This window comes from Arthrobacter rhizophilus (assembly GCF_026241105.1).
In the GTDB taxonomy this organism is placed as follows: Bacteria; Actinomycetota; Actinomycetes; order Actinomycetales; family Micrococcaceae; genus Arthrobacter.
The window spans coordinates 61250-77595 of sequence record NZ_JAPFFT010000006.1 but is presented as its reverse complement, the minus strand read 5'-3'; the positions used below and the strand labels follow the sequence as shown (position 1 = coordinate 77595).

Sequence of the window (16346 nt, the reverse complement as noted above, 5' to 3'; positions counted from 1 at the left end):
TTTCGGGTCACCTGGGACGTCCGTCCTCAGGCCGGCAGGGCAAGCATCGCCGCCGCGGCACCGGCCAGCATGAAAGGCCCGAAGGGGATTGCTGATTTGAGCGTCCCACGCCGGGCAATCAGGAGCCCAAGGCTCCACAGGCCGCCGAAGAGGAACGCGGCAAACGTTCCCGCGAAGACATGCGCCCAACCCAGATACCCAAGGTACAGGCCCAGAACTCCGGCCAGTTTGACGTCGCCGAAGCCCATCCCCGGCGGATACACCAAACGCAGGATGAAGTAGAAAAGCCACAGCACAACTCCCCCGGCCACAATTCCCAAGGCGGGCACACCCAGGAAGGCGGCGCCGCCATCGGGCACGTTTCCTGCCGCTCCTCCTCCGGACAGGGTTCCTGCCGCTCCGCCGCCCAAGGCGACGGCGATCGCTGCGCCGAGCAACAACAGCCCCGCGATTGCGTAGGAGGGGAACACGATCCGGTTGGGCAGTAGGTGGTGACGGACGTCAATGACTGTTAGGCGCGCAGCCATGATCGCAAAGTACACACATGCTGCGAGAAGCAGCCAGAAGGCCGGGAAACTGGTCCCCCACAATTCGTCGAGTCGTCGGATCACCCTCGGATGCTATCGGGTTTCTGAAACGCGCGCCGGTCACGCACCCTTAGACTGTGGATATGGGGCGCTTCAGTGCAGATATCCAAGGCAATCCGGACGCCGACATGTCCTCCACCTTCCGAAACCTCTGCCGTTCCTCCCCGTGGAAATGGACCAGCCTGAGGTTCGAATACCTGGACCGGCCGGGAAACACAGGAGACACTGTACGCGCCTGGTTGCGTCGGCCGGGAGCGCTTCGGCTTGAAACCATCGATGGCACGCTGCTGCACAGCACTACGGGCATTAACGACTCCCGCGACGGGCTTTACCTCGGTTCCAAGCGCAAGTCCTGGCTCTTGCCGGCCCATTTGGTGACCCCCGTTTATGACTCCGGCGGCTTGGTCCGTCGACGCCCGGAGGCGGCGTACGGTGAACCGTCCTTCGGTAACGGAAGGCTGGCCGCCGCCCTGGATCCTGTGGAACTCGCGGGGAACGCGCCGGTTCCCATGGAATTTCCCGAATCCAACCGAGTATCGCTCGGCCCCATCCGGGAAGTCGATCACGAGGGACGACCGGCGCTCGAAACCATCGCGACCCCTGGACACAGTTACGTCGCGTCCGATGCCGCCAAGCCGCTCTGTTTTCCCGGACGCACCCTCTTGCGGGTGGACTCGGGAACGGGCGTGTGCGTTTCGAGCCAATCGCTCGACGGCGATACTACCGGTCAGGGGCATTGGATGCGGATCCTGGGGGTGGACGAGTACATGCTGGACGATCTGTTCCTCGCCGAATCGATGAACCTCACGGATGTCCGGAAGCACATCAGCTGGGACATCGGCCCCCGCGCCTGAGAGCGGACGGGCGAACCCTGCCAGCTTAGGCGAGAACGCTCGCTCACCTATCACCCCCCCCGTCGGCGAACGCTCGCTCATTTGCTAAGAGCGAGCGTTCCTGGCACCAACGTCCACGACATCCAGAGCGTCCGGCTCACCCCCGAAGCGTTCATCCGACCGGATTGGAAGCTCACAGTCGAGGGGCACGAAGCCACGGCAAAGTTCCTAGGTTCGTGAGCGAGCGTCAGCAGGAAACACGACATACGTGAGCGAGCGTCGGTGGGACGCTCAAGCACGGCGACGGTGTCCCGCAAAGGAGCGCATCGCCGACCAAAGCGAAGTGCAGGTCGCTCAGCGACCGCAGCGGAGGGCTGTGGCCCGGCGAACCCGGCCACAGCCCTCCGCAACGGTGGGACCTTAGATTTCCGCCCCTTCGAGCAGTTCCGTCACGAGCGCCGCGATCGGGGAGCGCTCGGAACGGGTCAGGGTGATGTGGCCGAACAGCGGGTGGCCCTTGAGGGTCTCGACGACGGCGGCAACGCCGTCGTGCCGGCCGACCCGGAGGTTGTCACGCTGTGCGACGTCGTGGGTCAGGACGATCTTGGAGTTCTGTCCGATGCGGCTCATCACGGTGAGGAGCACGTTCTTTTCGAGCGACTGGGCTTCGTCCACGATCACGAAGGCGTCATGGAGGGAGCGTCCGCGGATGTGGGTCAGCGGCATGACTTCGAGCATGCCCCGGTCCATGACTTCTTCAACGACTTCCTGGCTGACGAGTGCACCGAGGGTGTCGAAGACCGCCTGCGCCCAGGGGTTCATCTTCTCTGCCTCGGAACCCGGCAGGTAGCCAAGTTCCTGTCCACCCACCGCGTACAGCGGCCGGAAAACGATCACTTTGCGGTGTTCGCGGCGTTCCAGGACTGCTTCGAGCCCGGCACAGAGGGCCAGAGCGGACTTTCCAGTGCCCGCCCGGCCGCCGATCGAGACGATTCCGACGCTGGGATCCATCAGCAGATCAATGGCAAGCCGCTGCTCCGCCGAGCGACCGTGCAGTCCGAAAACATCACGGTCACCCTTGACCAGGCGTACCTGCTTGTCTGCGCCAACGCGTCCCAAGGCCGAGCCCCGGTTCGAGAGCAGCACCAGGCCGGTGTTGACCGGCAGTTCGGCTGCAGCCGGGATGAAGACCGGTTCGTGGCCGTAGAGGGTGGTGATTTCGTCCTCGCTGGCCTCGATCTCTGCGATGCCGGTCCATCCGGAGTCCTTGACGAGTTCGTTGCGGTACTCGTCCGCCAAGAGCCCCATGGCGGAGGCCTTGACGCGCATTGGGAGGTCTTTGGAGACAACCGTGACGTTGTGGCCCTCGTTGGCGAGATTCTTGGCGACAGCCAGAATGCGGCTGTCGTTGTCGGCCCCGCGGAATCCTGCAGGCAGGACTTCGGTGGAGACGTGGTTCATCTCGACACGCAGTGTGCCGCCGTCAGTTCCGATCGGGATGGGTTGATTCAACCCGCCATGCTCAATGCGCAGGTCATCCAGGAGCCTGAGCGCCTTGCGGGCGAAGTAGCCCAACTCGGGATCGTGGCGTTTCCCTTCCAATTCGGTGATGACAACGATCGGGACAATGACTTCGTGCTCTGCGAAGCGCAACAGGGCGTGCGGATCGGAAAGCAACACGGAAGTGTCAATCACATAGCTTCGGCCAGTCGGGGGTTTGGACGTCACAGTCCCACCGCTTTTGGCCCGCTTGGTGCGAGAGGTAGCTGAACTTTCCCCGTCGGAAACGATTACGGGCAGTTGCTCAGAAATAGCCACATCGACTCCAGCCCCGGGCGAACCCGGCTTATTCGTGAGGCGGCTCGGCCGGAAGGCCGGGCGCGGCCCCCCACGTAACTGGTGCGATGATTCGCTCCATCTACTGGCCTCCCCGATCAGCAGGCGGTTTGCCTACTGATGGGATTAACGTATTCCCGTGCCATTACATTTCCGGTTAGCTCAAACGGCGATTCGTGTAGACAAAATGTGAACTTCCCGTAAACGGGAGCGCACTGAGAGCAAACCGCGTCAGGAACCGAAGCGGCGCTGGCGGCCCGCGTAGTCCCGCAGGGCCCGGAGGAAATCGATCTTGCGGAACGCGGGCCAGAGTGCCTCGCAAAAGTAGAACTCGCTGTAGGCGCTTTGCCACATGAGGAACCCGGACAAGCGCTGCTCACCCGATGTGCGGATGACGAGATCGGGGTCAGGCTGGCCGCGCGTATAGAGGAAGCGTGAGATGTCGTCCACTGAAAGTTCATCGGCCAGTTCGCTGATGTCGCGGCCGTGCGCGACGGCGTCATGCAGCAATTCCCGGACGGCGTCGACGATCTCGCGCCGCCCCCCGTACCCGACCGCCACGTTAACGTGCAGCCGCTCGCGGATCGGAGTGCGGGCCGTGAGTTTGTTGAGCCGCTCGGCGAGATAGTCCGGAAGGAGCTCGGGCGCACCCATGGCGTGGACTGAGATATCAGCGTCCTCATCCAGCCGATCCAGGGTGTTGGCAATGATGCCCATCAAGATTTCAAGTTCTTCGCCGGAGCGGTTCATGTTGTCAGTTGACAGCATGTACAGCGTGACAACCTTGACTCCCAGTTCCTGGCACCACCCCAGGAACTCGTGGATTTTGTCCGCCCCTGCTTGGTGGCCTTCGCTGGTGGGAGCGTTGAATTGCCGGGCCCAGCGGCGATTGCCGTCCACCATCACGCCGATGTGCCGGGGAATCTTGTCCTGCTCAAGCGATCGGAGCAGCTTACGCTCGTAGAAGCCGTAGAGGAAGCCGGGCCACTCCATCCGGACACTCACCTGACTTCCTTTGAACGGCACCTGAAAAGCAAAACAAACAACGACGGCGGCTGGCCGGGCGGGCGACCGCCCTCACCCAAACAACCATCACCACCTCCGGCGTGCGGCCGAAGGTGCACCACCAAGGCTACCTTCCCAAGCTGGGCCACTGGCACTCCGAAGTCTTGAAACTCGATTGAAATGATCGTTACTCGGCAGTAACTTATCCGGGTGCGGGTTACGCTTAAACGATGTCGGAGCTGCTCGCAATCAAGCCAAGGTGGCGCGGCTGGATACACGCTGTGGCCACGCCGTTCGCCGTAGCAGCAGGAATCGCCCTGGTGACGTTGGCACCTACGGCCGACCGGAAGATCGCATCGGCCATCTACGCTTTCACGGGCGTACTGCTCTTCGGCGTGTCCGCGGTCTACCATCGCGGCAACTGGGAGCCGAAGACCAGAATGGTCCTCAAACGCCTAGACCACACCAACATCATGTTGGTGATCGCAGGGAGCTACACCCCCTTGGCGTGGTCGCTACTGGAGCGGCCCAAGGCAGTGCTCCTGCTGTGGGTGATCTGGTCAGGGGCACTGTTAGGAGTGTTGTTCCGTGTCCTCTGGACCGGCGCTCCGCGTTGGCTTTACGTGCCCATCTACGTTGCACTGGGCTGTGGCGCGTTGTTCTATCTGCCGGAGTTCTTCGCGGCAAATGCCCCCGCCGCGATCCTGATCTGCGTGGGCGGAGTCCTTTACATCGCCGGCGCGGTTTTCTACGGAATCAAGAAACCCAATTTCAGCCCGCGGAACTTCGGCTTCCATGAACTCTTCCACGCTCTCACCGTGCTGGCCTTCGCAGCGCATTTTGCCGCAATCATGATTGCGGTGCTCAGCTAGCTCGCGGCCCTGGGCTACTTGCGGTGCTGGCTAGCTGCGGTCCTGGGCTGGCCTCCGCCGAGCGAGTCTCAGTTCTCTGTCATCGCCGCAAGGTGCTGCCCCAGTTCCTCGGCTGAGCCTAGCGGCAGGGCACAGACCATCCCCCGGCACAAGTACACCTGCGGTGAGCCGTCCGCGGCGGCCGTGCGGGCCTCAAGCAGTGGCACCTCAGGTTGCATGACGCGGGTCTCCGGCCGCGCGCCGTCGTCGGCCGCCTCTTGGCCAGCTTCCCCGCTCTGCACGGCCACGACCATTCCGGGGCTCGGAGAGGCCAGCAGGGCACGGTGGAGTTCCCGTTGGATCGGACCAACAGGGCCGGATACTGCTGCCTCTACGGGGCCGGCCACGGCCGCTTGGGCGGTCGCAAGCAGCCAGCCCGCCACCCGCGGTGCCCGGCCGGCTATCGGAGGCAGGAGGGACAGGATGTTGCCTGCCATGACCCTGTGCTCGTGCGAACCCGAGTACGCAGCGTAGCTCAGCAGCACACCGGCAAATGCCGCTGCTCCGCTGGGCGCCGCATTGTCGAATGGGTCCAACCCCGGGTGCTGCCCCTGAGCGTTGAACACCTGGGCCGACTCCCCCACCGAGTCCGACAATGTGCCGTCCACCACAAAGCGCACGCAAGCTCCGCGGATCAATTCTTCCGCGAACCGGTACCAGCGCCGATGGCCCGTCACGGCGTAGAGGGCCAGGAATCCTTCGGCACAGAACGCGTAATCTTCCAGCAGACCACTGATCCCTCGCGCAACGCCATCGTGGGAAACCCTGATCAGCACCTGCGCACCGGAACCAGACCCACCGGAACCAGACGCCGGACGCCAATGAACGCGTACCAAGTACGCGGCCACACTTTCCGCGGCGGCGATCAGTTCCGGCCTGTCCAGGACCGCACCGGATTCGGCAAGCGCCGCGATGGCCAGGCCGTTCCATCCCGCCACTACCTTGTCGTCCCGGGCCGGCTGGGGGCGCGCAGACCGGGCAGCACGCAAGGCGGGCCGGACACGGTTCCACAACCGCGATTCCGCCCCGGTCAGTTGGCGCCCTGGGTGCAGCGGAGAGCCAAGCGCCGAGACCGTGCCCGATGCCCCGACATTCATCAGCCTTGCCACAGCCGCAGCATCCCCAGGGCCTAGCACGGCTTCGAGGCTTTCAGGGGTCCACAGGTAGGACGCCCCTTCGTGATGCACGCCATCCACCACGGTATCGGCGTCGAGCGAGGACGCAAGCCCTCCCGGGGCGGCCGGATCCCCCACGCCGAGCGAATCAAGCATCCAGTCCGCCACTTGCGAAGCCACCGTCGCTGCCTCGCCTGCCGGCATGGCCCAGTCACCGCGCAGCCTGACCCAATGGACGTAGGCGCGAAGAAGTTGGGCATTGTCGTAGAGCATTTTCTCGAAATGCGGCACGGACCAATCGGCGGTCACGGAATACCGGGCGAAGCCGCCATCGAGCTGGTCGCACAGTGCGGAACGCGCCATTGCGGCGAGCGTGCGGCCAGCCATGTCGCGGGCGGCGTCGGACGTGTCCGACGCCACGGCAGCGTGCCGGATCAAGAACTCAAGAACGGCCGACGGCGGGAACTTGGGTGCGCCGCCGAAGCCACCGCCGTCGGCGTCCTCCGAACGGGCGAGAACGCGCACTGCTTCCGACAGCAGGCTTCTATCCAGGATTTCAGGTGGTCTGTCCAGGGACACGGCCGTGGCGAGTTGGGCATCGGCCATGCCGGCCGCGAGACCCCGTGCATTCTGCTCGACGGCGTCGCGGCGTTGCAGCCATGCCTCGTGGACCGCCTCAAGCACCTGCCGGAAGGACGGCCGCCCGGGCTGGGGCGCCGGCGGGAAATAGGTGCCCGCATGGAAGGCCAGGCCCTCGGGCGTCAGGAAAACGGACATCGGCCAACCGCCCTCGCCGCTGATGGCCTGGGTGGCTGCCATGTAGATCGAATCCACGTCGGGTCGTTCTTCGCGATCCACTTTGATGGCCACGAAGTGGGCGTTCAAGTAGTCCGCCGTGTCTTGGTCTTCGAAGGACTCGTGGGCCATGACGTGGCACCAATGGCACGCAGCATAGCCAATGGAAAGAAAGACGGGAACATCGCGGGCCGCCGCGAAGGCGAAGGCCTCGTCCCCGAACGGCCGCCAGTGCACCGGGTTGTGCGCGTGTTGGCGCAGGTAAGCGGACGGTTCGGAGCCGAGGGCATTGGATGCCCCCGGCCATTCCCGGGTGGTGCCCGGGTCAGCGGGCTCCGGAGCCGGCATCGCCGTCGGAGTCTTCCGCGTTCGGCTTGCCCGAGGCGACGCCGCCGTCATCGGCGCCGCCGGTTTCTGCGACCAGCTGGACTTCTTCAACCTGGGCACGGTAGCGGACCCGGCGGATACGACGGACCATGTCCACGATCAGGAAGGTCGTGAGCACCACGATGAAGGCAGTCAGGACGAAGCCCCAGGTCCCCGGGGTCACCTGGTCTTCCGACAAGCCGGGGCGCAGCGACGGGGTCGGGGTAGGCGACGGAGTCGTGGCCAGGGCGATGAGAAAGTGGTGCACGGTTCAAACCTTCTATGGGAGTTTCCAGCCGGTTGGCGACTTCTACACATGATAGAAATCGCCGGCGATCCTATCTTAGCCCTGCGAACAGATCCTTTTCCGGCAGTTCGGCCGGGATCCGGGAGTGGACCAGCGTGAAGTCTTCCCACGGCCACGCCCTGCGCTGCATCGCCGGGGAGACAGCGAAAAAGAAGCCGAGCGGATCAACCTGCGTTCGGTGCGCCCGGAGGGCATCGTCACGGGCCTCGAAATAGTCCCCGCAATCCACCTGCGTGGTGGTCTGGTGCATCGGCCTCGGCGGAGTATGTCCTTCAGCGTCGGCTTCGAGCCAGGAAGCCAACCGTTCCGCGTAGGGCGATTGCAGGCCGGCTTCTTCGAGTGCGAAATGCAGGGCGCGGAAGCGGTCAGGGCTGAATGCGCGATCGTAATACAGCTTGCTGGGCTCCCAGCTTTCGCCGGTCCCGGGGTAGCGCGTTTGGTCTCCGGCAGCTTGGAACGCTTCGACGGCAACCTTGTGGGCCATGATGTGGTCCGGATGGGGGTAGCCACCGTTTTCGTCGTAGCTCACCAGGACGTGCGGCTTGAAATCACGGATCAAGCGGACCAGGGGCGCCGCCGCGCGCTCAAGGGGCTGAAGCGCGAAGCAACCCTCAGGCAGGGGCGGCAACGGATCGCCGTCGGGCAGCCCGGAATCAACGAAACCCAACCAACGCTGCTTGACTCCCAGCACGGCGGCCGCTTCCTTCATTTCCAGGCGACGCGCGCCCGCCATGTCCCGCTTCGGGTGCGGAGCCGATTCCATGGCCGGATTCTGGATGTCGCCCCGCGAACCGTCAGTGCACGTGGCCACCATGACCTCGACGCCGGATGCCGCGTACATCGCCATGGTTGCCGCGCCCTTGCTTGATTCGTCGTCCGGATGCGCGTGGACGGCGAGCAGCCGGAGCTGCGTGTCGGGGCTGCTGGATGTGCTCATCCGGTACGGTTCCTCTTTCCGGGTAATACTCTTCTGGGTTGCTGATGGCTGGTTACTGCTCAGGCGTTTCCGCTGTGTGCAACGAGGTGCCGGAAGCCCCCTAAACTAGGTGGGTGACTTCGGAGGACCCATCGGGCGCAGCGCTGCCGGCAACTAACAGCCTAGCCAATCGCTACGGCAGCCAAAAGCGCGCCTTCGGCGGGAAAACCAAACGCAACATCGTGATCGCCGCTCTCGTCCTTGGAATCGGGTTCCTGGCTTGGGTCACCACGTCTTCCTCGCAATCGTCTGTGTCGTATAAGGATCTCGGCTACAGCTCCACGGACGCCACCCAGTCCGAGGTCGATTTCCAGGTCACCAAGAACCCTGATGCCACGGCAAAGTGCGCCGTCAAGGCCATGGACTCCAAGTTCGCGGTGGTCGGCTGGAAAGTCGTCCAGATTGGCCCGAATGCCCCGAAGGACGGCGCCGACGGCGGCCAGACAACTGTCCAAAGGACTATCCTGCACACCGAGTCCGGGGCCGTGTCCGCCGTCGTGGACAACTGCTGGATTGTGGACAACGGCAAATAACAAACGTGTGACCCGCGACTCAGCGAGCTTGGGTTTGTCCACAGGATTGACTACACTGGATCAATACCTTAACCCCGCTGAGTTGGTTGCTGAGTTCCACGAGTGGCCTGCACCGGCGGGGTCTTTGCTTGTCAGATCCATAAGGAGAAGTCCGTGTCGACCACCAACAGCGCGCCTGCAGCTTGGCTTACCCAGGACGCATTTGACCGCTTGAAGGCAGAGCTGGACCACCTTTCCGGCCCTGGCCGTGCGGAGATCGTACAGAAGATCGAAGCTGCCCGTCAGGAAGGCGACCTCAAGGAAAACGGCGGTTACCACGCCGCGAAGGAAGAGCAGGGCAAGATCGAGGCCCGTATCCGCCAGCTGACCGCGCTCCTGCGCGATGCCCAGGTTGGCGAAGCTCCGGCCGACGACGGAATCGTCGAGCCCGGCATGCTCGTCGTCGCACGCATTGCCGGTGACGAAGAGACCTTCCTGCTCGGATCCCGCGAAATCGCCGGCGATTCCGATCTCAACGTCTTCAGCGAGAAGTCTCCGCTGGGCGTGGCGATCATGGGCCACAAGGAAGGCGACAAGATGAGCTACGTCGCCCCCAACGGCAAGGAAATCCCTGTGGAGATTGTTTCCGCCAAGCCGTACGCTGGCTGATAGTCCCGCAAAACAACGACGCCGGCTCTCCCCTTGGCGGGGAGGGCCGGCGTTTCCGTTTCCCCCAAGTAACTCGCAGTTGTTGTCGTTTTGCCGCCTCTTAGCGACTACAACTGCGAGTCAGTTGGGCTGCGCCAGGGCACGGGGGCGCGGGCGCAGCAGCACCGCGGCCGCCACTCCCCCGATGGCCCCGCCGAGGTGCGCTTGCCACGAGACGAAACCCATCACGGTGGGCAGCACGCCGAACAAGATGCTGCCGTAGGCCAGGAACAGCACGACCGAGAGCAGGATCTGCCACCAGTTGCGGTTGAAGAAGCCCCGCACCAGCAGGAAGGCAAAGAGTCCGAAGACCAGGCCCGAGGCGCCCACGGTCACGCCTCCCCCGCCGATCAGCCACACCGCAAGGCCTGAACCCAGCCAGCTGAACGCCAATGCCGTCAGGAACACCCGAAGACCTGAGAGGAACACCAGGAAACCGAAGATGACCAGCGGCAGCACATTGGACAGGAGATGTCCGAAATTGGCGTGGAGCAGTGGGAACGTCAGGATGTCGAAAACGCCGTCCAGGCTCCGGGAGCGCAGCCCGAAGACGCTGTTGAGGCTATGCAACATCAAGGTGTTGACCAACTCGATCACAGCGAGCAGCACTACGAAGCCACCCATGAACAGCAACCCGCCCCGGGCTCGGGTGGCCAGGGAGTCCCTTGCCCGCCCGTCTCCGTTGGTGTTGAGGGCCATATCAGCTGCCCGTCAGTGCACAACGATCGGGTGGAAGCCTTCGGCGCGAAGGGCCGCCAGGACCTGCTCGCTGTGCTCGTGTCCCTTGGTTTCCAGGTTGACGGTGATGGAGACGTCGCCCATGCTGATCGCGCCGCCCACGCGGGTGTGGTCCAAACCGGTCACATTGGCATCGTTTTCGGCGATGATACGGGCAATCGTGGCCAAGGAACCCGGCCTGTCGTCCAGCATCATTCGGACGGTCATGTAGCGTCCGGCCGCCGAGAGGCCGCGCTGGATCACTTTGAGCATCAACATGGGGTCGATGTTGCCACCGGAGAGGATGACGGCAGTGGTTCCCGGGTTTTCGATCTTGCCATCCATCAGCGCAGCGACGCCGACCGCACCGGCTGGCTCGACCACCATTTTAGCCCGCTCCAGCAGGAAGATGAGTGCGCGCGCCAAGGAGTCCTCGCTGACGGTGACGACGTCGTCTACGAGTTCGCGGATGATGCTGAACGGCAGCTGGCCAGGACGTCCGACGGCGATGCCGTCCGCCATGGTGGAAACTTTCTTGAGCGGCACCAAGGCATCGGCAGCCAGCGACGGCGGGTAGGCGGCGGCATTCTCCGCCTGCACGCCGATGATCCGGATCTCCCGGCCCAGCTCCTTGGCCCTTGCTTTGACTGCCACTGCGACGCCGGCGAGCAGACCGCCACCGCCCACTCCCATAAGGATGGTGTCAACGTTGGGGACCTGGTCCAGGATTTCCAAGCCGACCGTGCCCTGGCCCGCCACAACGTCGACGTTGTCGAAGGGATGAACGAAAACGGCGCCCGTCTCATTCGCGTAGCGCTGCGCTTCGGCGAGGGCCTCGTCCACATTGTGTCCATGGAGGATCACTTCGGCCCCGTGGCTGCGGGTCGCGGCGAGCTTCGGAAGCGCGACGCCGAGCGGCATGTAGATGCGCGCCTTGATTCCCAGGCTTTTCGCGGCGACCGCAACGCCTTGGGCGTGGTTTCCTGCCGAAGCCGCGACGACGCCGCGCTTCTTTTCCTCGGGAGACAGCCGTGCCATCCGGACGTAGGCTCCGCGGACCTTGAAGGAACCGGCCCGTTGGAGGTTCTCGCATTTGAAAAAGACCTCGCCGCCTACCATCGCTCCCAGAGCCCGTGAGGACTCGATGGGTGTCTTGGTAATGATGCCCTCGAGCAGCTCCTGCGCCTTAAGGACATCGTCCAGCGTGACGGGCAGGGTATCGAGGGTATTCACGGGTTATTCTCCTTTGTTGGTGTGGTCTGCGGCATCCTTGGGGGAAGTCCGTTCCGCAGCCGCGTTCTGACTGGCGGCACCTTTGCCGCTGTTGGACCGCGCCCCGGTCATGGCGCCGGGAAAGTGGATTTCCTTGATGGTGGGATCCCCATCGGAGTCCCGTGTTACGGTCCCCGCGCCAGCGTACGCCGTCGTCAGTCCTTCATCATGTTCCCACGTCCGGGCTGCAATATAGCGAATCGCCGTATTTGCTACGGCGAGGAGCGGAACGGCAAAGAGCGCTCCCGGGATCCCGGCAAGGTAGGAACCGGCGGCGACGGACAGGATCACGGCAACGGGGTGCAGTCAGCGGCTGCGCGCGCAGTCCGGGGCAGGAGGCCCACCATGAACCGCCAGATCCTGGATCCTTCCAGGAGGAAGAAGATGACGATGAAGAGGGCAAGGACCATGCCGGCGGCAAAATGCCCGGCGGTACTGCCAAACGAGAGGGCCCCGCTAAGGATGCTGCTGCTGTTGTTCTGCAATGCCGAGGTGGCGTCCTGGATGTACTTGTCGATCTGGTCCGCGGTCAGATGCAGCGGTCCTTCGGCGAGCCAGGTCTGGATTTGCTGGATGCCGGCTAGCGCCTCCTGCCACAATTCGCCGAATCCCACGGCCAGTTGCCTGCCCACCAGCGCCAAGGCTCCCGCAATGACTCCGAGGAACCCCACCACGGTGATGGCGACAGCCACTCCTTGTGACATCTTGTGCTTCCTGAGCCACTCCGTGACGGGGTAGAGCAAGCCCGCAAGAAGGGAGGCGACCATGAGCGGGATGATCAGGAAGCTGACCTTCCCTAGCAACCAGATGAGGGCTCCCGCGACCAACATGATCAGTCCCACCCGCCATGCCCAGGCGGCAGCAATCCGGACTCCGTAGGGGATGTCTTGTGCAATGTGGTGTTCCGAGAGCGGCCCGGTTGCAACAGGTGCACTCCCTGGCGTGGCGTCCGGTGCTGGCGTCATGCCCCCAATAATTCCCCAAGGCGTGCCGGATAGGAAACCCGGCTACAGCGCGCCCACAATTCCCCACTTCATGGTGAAGGCCTCCCCCGGTTCAAGCCAACGGAGGCCCTCGCCGGAGTTGAAGGCGTTCGCAGGACCGGTCATGGGCTCGATCGCGACGGCTTTCGAACGGCCAGGAAAGGTGTCAGTGACGAAAACATGGACATAGGCGCAGTTTTCGTCCTGCTCCAAGCTGACCATCCGCCCATCGGGCGCTGACAGCGTTTGGCGGGCAACGCCGCCGTCGAACTCAAGATCCTTGAACGCCACATCGATATCGAGGCTGCCCACGGTCCTGCCGCCGCCAAGATCAAAATCGCCGTCGACCGGCACCGAGCTACGCGGGATGAGCCGCTGGTCGGCTACGAGCCGCGTACCGGCGTGAACCGTCAGCACCAGCTCTTCAGGCGGAACGTCTCCAACGCGCAGATAGGGGTGCGCTCCCAGAACGAACGGTGCGGGGGCCGCCGAATCATTGATGAGCGTCTGGGATACGCGCAGCGCGAGCTCGGCATCAATCCCGTACCGGACCTGATGGCGGGCCAGGAACGGGTAGCCGTGCTGCGGGAAGATCACGGCTTCGAGGGTCACGGAGAATTCGTCTTCCTCCACGAGGGCGTAAGACGAGTTGCGCAGGAGCCCGTGGCTGGCGTTGTTGCGGGACACCTCGGTGATGTCCAGCTGCTGCTTCTTCCCATCGAGGTACCAGACCCCGTCCTCCACCCGGTTGGCCCACGGCGCCAAGGTGATTCCAGTGGCGCCAGGCGGGAGTTGATCGTCACCGTAGCTTTCCGTGAGCTGGACACCGGCGCGGCTGAACAGGCGCAAGCCGGCAGCGAGCTCGGTGACGACGGCGAGCGCGTCGCCACGGCGGATTTCGAATTGGCGGCCACTGGCAAATCGCCGGGATACGGTCTCTTCGCCCGGCGCGGAATACGGTGTTGTGAGAGGCATGGCACCACCGTACTGCATCCCGCGTGACACTTGACCCCGTTCCTCAATGTTCAATTTTGTTTGATATTTTGCCTTTTTGAGCGCCCTGTGCCACCATAAATCCATGACTCGACTTACCAGTACACGCCTCGCCGACGGTCGGGAGCTGATCTATTTCGACGACGCCGGCTCACCGGAGCGTGAACCCGGGTCGCTGACGGATCACCGGGACCTCCCTCCACGCGCCGATCCAGGCGAGTTGCGTTACGACGCGCTGAGCGGCGAATGGGTCGCTGTCGCGGCGCACCGCCAAAGCCGCACGCACCTGCCGCCCGCGGACCAATGCCCGATCTGCCCCACCACCCCCGCGAACCCTTCGGAAATCCCCGCACCGGACTACGACGTCGTGGTTTTCGAGAACCGCTTCCCCTCGCTGGGCCCGGCAGTCGGCACGATCCCCGGCGCACCCTCTTGGGGAACATCTGGCGCCGCCAATGGCCGCTGCGAAGTTGTCTCGTTCACCCCCAGCCACACTGGATCCTTCGCCGAGCTTGGCGAAACGAGGGCACGTACCGTGATCGAGGCCTGGGCACACCGGACCGAGGCCCTCAGCGCCCTCCCGGGAATCCAGCAAGTGTTTCCGTTCGAGAATCGCGGCGCCGACATCGGCGTAACGCTCCACCACCCGCACGGGCAGATCTACGCCTACCCCTACGTCACCCCGCGGGCGGCAAGCCTTGGCGCCGCCGCGGTCCGGCACTTCGACGGCGTCAAAGGACGGGAATCGCTGACGTCCTCAATCCTCAAAGCCGAACGGCAGGATGGAAGCCGCATGGTGCTCGAGGCCGAGCACTTCAGTGCCTACGTACCGTTCGCCGCGCGCTGGCCACTGGAAGTGCACCTGGTCCCGCATCGGCAAGTCCCCGACCTCGCCGCATTGAATGGCGAAGAACGCGACGAGCTGGCCTACGTCTACCTCGAGTTGCTCAAGCGCATGGACGCCCTGTACCCAACGCCTACGCCGTACATTTCCGCCTGGCACCAGGCACCCCTGGATGCCGCCTTGCGCCCGTCCGGCCACCTGCATCTGCAGCTCACCTCCCCGCGCCGTGCCGCCGACAAACTCAAGTACCTTGCCGGTTCCGAGGCCGCCATGGGAGCCTTCATCAACGACACCACACCCGAATCCGTGGCCGAACGGCTGCGCGCCGTCGCCAGCGATTCGCCACGAGCTGTTCCGGAAGGGGCCACAGCATGACCTCCACCCCCGACGCCCCCGCGCTGGGCGGCCTGTTCGGACGCTTCGAGTCGACTTTCGGTTCAGCGCCCGACGGCGTGTGGCAGGCACCGGGACGCGTGAACCTCATCGGGGAGCACACCGACTACAACGAGGGCTTCGTGCTGCCTTTCGCGATCGACAAGACCGCGAAGGTTGCGGTCCGGATCCGCGATGATTCACGCATCCGGCTACTGTCCACTTTCGGCGAGCAGGGCCTGGTCGAAGCGGACATCACGACGCTTGCCCCTGGATCCGCGAAGGGCTGGACGAAGTATCCCCTCGGTGTTGCCTGGGCCCTGCAACAGCGCGGGATCCATATCCCCGGTTTCGACCTGCTCATGGATTCCGATGTCCCCCTTGGCGCGGGACTGTCCTCCTCACACGCCATCGAATGCGCCGTCATCTCGGCACTCAACGACCTCACCGGCGCGGGACTCGGCGCCGAAGACATGGTGCTCGCTACGCAGAAGGCTGAAAACGACTTCGTCGGCGCCCCGACCGGAATCATGGACCAGTCGGCCTCGCTGCGCGGATCCTCGGGCCACGCCGTCTTCCTGGACTGCCGCGACCAAAGCGTGCAGCTGGTACCCTTCGACGCCCAGGAAGCCGGCCTCGTCCTGTTGGTCATCGACACCAAGGTCTCCCATTCGCACGCGGATGGCGGCTATGCCTCCCGCCGGGTCTCCTGCGAACTGGGTGCCCAGGTGCTGGGAGTCACAGCCCTTCGCGACGTCGGAATCGGCGATTTGGAGGAAGCCAGCGGGCTCCTGGACAGCACGACTTTCCGTCGGGTGAGGCACATTGTCACCGAGAATGACCGCGTGCTGCAGACCGTGGAGCGCCTCACCACGGACGGTCCAGCCCACATCGGCCTGCTGTTGGACGCTAGCCACGTGTCCATGCGCGACGACTTCGAGATCTCCTGCCCGGAACTGGATCTTGCGGTGGAAACGTCCCGCGCCCACGGCGCCATCGGGGCCCGCATGACGGGAGGCGGATTCGGCGGCTCAGCCATCGCCCTCACCCCGGTGGGCCATGAGCAGGAGGTGCGCGACGCCGTCGTACGCGCCTTCGCAGCGGCCGGTTTCACGACGCCGGACATCTTCACCGTTACCCCGGCTGCAGGGGCGGCGCGCCTGGCCTGACTCCCGGGCATCCGCCCGCATTCGGCTCGCGGGCCCCGGCGTAAG

Annotated in this window: 15 protein-coding genes and 1 pseudogene; 6 read left to right on the top strand and 10 right to left on the bottom strand. The window is 64.2% G+C overall.

Annotated elements, in window-relative coordinates:
• Positions 1-26: 26 nt before the first annotated feature.
• Positions 27-611, bottom strand: a complete 585-nt coding sequence (locus OOZ51_RS07360) for a prepilin peptidase (protein ID WP_265978613.1) — start codon at positions 609-611, stop codon at positions 27-29.
• Positions 612-670: 59 nt separating this feature from the next.
• Here OOZ51_RS07360 and OOZ51_RS07355 point away from each other — a divergent pair, with 59 nt between their 5' ends.
• On the top strand, positions 671-1441 hold the full coding sequence (locus OOZ51_RS07355; RefSeq protein ID WP_265978611.1) for a hypothetical protein: 771 nt from the start codon (positions 671-673) through the stop codon (positions 1439-1441).
• Between the two features lie 399 nt (positions 1442-1840).
• Here the strand turns inward: OOZ51_RS07355 and phoH2 are convergent, their stop codons facing one another.
• Positions 1841-3148: an RNA 5'-3' helicase PhoH2 gene (gene phoH2 / locus OOZ51_RS07350; protein WP_416346358.1), complete on the bottom strand. Its 1308-nt coding sequence runs from the start codon at positions 3146-3148 to the stop codon at positions 1841-1843.
• Positions 3149-3487: 339 nt separating this feature from the next.
• Entirely contained in the window at positions 3488-4249 is a 762-nt protein-coding gene (locus OOZ51_RS07345) for an isoprenyl transferase (protein WP_265978714.1), read from the bottom strand.
• A 242-nt stretch (positions 4250-4491) separates the two neighbouring features.
• On the opposite strand from OOZ51_RS07345, the gene trhA reads away from it, so the two are divergent.
• Complete coding sequence (gene trhA / locus OOZ51_RS07340) at positions 4492-5133, top strand: PAQR family membrane homeostasis protein TrhA (RefSeq protein ID WP_265978607.1); 642 nt, start codon at positions 4492-4494, stop codon at positions 5131-5133.
• Positions 5134-5201: 68 nt separating this feature from the next.
• Here the strand turns inward: trhA and OOZ51_RS07335 are convergent, their stop codons facing one another.
• The 3 genes from OOZ51_RS07335 to mca form a co-directional block, all read right to left on the bottom strand.
• A complete protein-coding gene (locus OOZ51_RS07335) occupies positions 5202-7430 on the bottom strand; it encodes a thioredoxin domain-containing protein (RefSeq protein WP_265978606.1) in 2229 nt (742 codons plus the stop codon).
• Entirely contained in the window at positions 7408-7716 is a 309-nt protein-coding gene (locus OOZ51_RS07330) for a hypothetical protein (RefSeq protein ID WP_265978604.1), read from the bottom strand. The genes OOZ51_RS07335 and OOZ51_RS07330 overlap by 23 nt, the downstream gene beginning before the upstream one ends.
• Before the next feature lie 70 nt (positions 7717-7786).
• Positions 7787-8692 carry a mycothiol conjugate amidase Mca gene (mca, locus tag OOZ51_RS07325; protein ID WP_265978602.1) on the bottom strand — a complete coding sequence of 302 codons (906 nt, stop codon included), beginning with the start codon at positions 8690-8692 and terminating at the stop codon, positions 7787-7789.
• A 113-nt stretch (positions 8693-8805) separates the two neighbouring features.
• Between mca and OOZ51_RS07320 the strand changes: the two genes are divergently transcribed.
• Both OOZ51_RS07320 and greA read left to right on the top strand, forming a co-directional pair.
• Positions 8806-9264: a DUF4307 domain-containing protein gene (locus OOZ51_RS07320; RefSeq protein WP_265978601.1), complete on the top strand. Its 459-nt coding sequence runs from the start codon at positions 8806-8808 to the stop codon at positions 9262-9264.
• 153 nt (positions 9265-9417) lie between these two features.
• Positions 9418-9912, top strand: coding sequence for a transcription elongation factor GreA (greA, locus tag OOZ51_RS07315; protein ID WP_265978600.1), 495 nt, complete (start codon positions 9418-9420; stop codon positions 9910-9912).
• A 120-nt stretch (positions 9913-10032) separates the two neighbouring features.
• Here greA and OOZ51_RS07310 read toward each other — a convergent pair whose 3' ends face one another.
• From OOZ51_RS07310 to OOZ51_RS07295, 4 genes and pseudogenes are all read right to left on the bottom strand, one after another.
• Positions 10033-10650, bottom strand: a complete 618-nt coding sequence (locus tag OOZ51_RS07310) for a rhomboid family intramembrane serine protease (protein ID WP_265978599.1) — start codon at positions 10648-10650, stop codon at positions 10033-10035.
• Positions 10651-10662: 12 nt separating this feature from the next.
• Positions 10663-11901, bottom strand: a complete 1239-nt coding sequence (ilvA, locus tag OOZ51_RS07305; RefSeq protein WP_265978598.1) for a threonine ammonia-lyase — start codon at positions 11899-11901, stop codon at positions 10663-10665.
• 3 nt (positions 11902-11904) lie between these two features.
• Positions 11905-12905, bottom strand: a pseudogene (locus tag OOZ51_RS07300) (AI-2E family transporter).
• 42 nt (positions 12906-12947) lie between these two features.
• Positions 12948-13898: an aldose 1-epimerase family protein gene (locus OOZ51_RS07295; RefSeq protein ID WP_265978597.1), complete on the bottom strand. Its 951-nt coding sequence runs from the start codon at positions 13896-13898 to the stop codon at positions 12948-12950.
• 103 nt (positions 13899-14001) lie between these two features.
• Between OOZ51_RS07295 and galT the strand changes: the two genes are divergently transcribed.
• Both galT and galK read left to right on the top strand, forming a co-directional pair.
• Positions 14002-15135: a galactose-1-phosphate uridylyltransferase gene (gene galT, locus OOZ51_RS07290; RefSeq protein ID WP_265978596.1), complete on the top strand. Its 1134-nt coding sequence runs from the start codon at positions 14002-14004 to the stop codon at positions 15133-15135.
• Positions 15132-16301, top strand: a complete 1170-nt coding sequence (gene galK / locus OOZ51_RS07285) for a galactokinase (protein ID WP_265978595.1) — start codon at positions 15132-15134, stop codon at positions 16299-16301. Before galT ends, galK begins: the two co-directional genes overlap by 4 nt.
• The last annotated feature ends 45 nt before the right edge of the window (positions 16302-16346 follow it).

Coding starts and splice junctions, on each gene's coding strand:
- galT (WP_265978596.1), top strand. CDS start 14,002: ATGACTCGACTTACCAGTACACGCCTCGCCGACGGTCGGGAGCTGATC.
- galK (WP_265978595.1), top strand. CDS start 15,132: ATGACCTCCACCCCCGACGCCCCCGCGCTGGGCGGCCTGTTCGGACGC.
- mca (WP_265978602.1), bottom strand. CDS start 8,692: ATGAGCACATCCAGCAGCCCCGACACGCAGCTCCGGCTGCTCGCCGTC.
- OOZ51_RS07355 (WP_265978611.1), top strand. CDS start 671: ATGGGGCGCTTCAGTGCAGATATCCAAGGCAATCCGGACGCCGACATG.
- trhA (WP_265978607.1), top strand. CDS start 4,492: ATGTCGGAGCTGCTCGCAATCAAGCCAAGGTGGCGCGGCTGGATACAC.
- OOZ51_RS07295 (WP_265978597.1), bottom strand. CDS start 13,898: ATGCCTCTCACAACACCGTATTCCGCGCCGGGCGAAGAGACCGTATCC.
- OOZ51_RS07310 (WP_265978599.1), bottom strand. CDS start 10,650: ATGGCCCTCAACACCAACGGAGACGGGCGGGCAAGGGACTCCCTGGCC.
- OOZ51_RS07345 (WP_265978714.1), bottom strand. CDS start 4,249: ATGGAGTGGCCCGGCTTCCTCTACGGCTTCTACGAGCGTAAGCTGCTC.
- OOZ51_RS07335 (WP_265978606.1), bottom strand. CDS start 7,430: ATGCCGGCTCCGGAGCCCGCTGACCCGGGCACCACCCGGGAATGGCCG.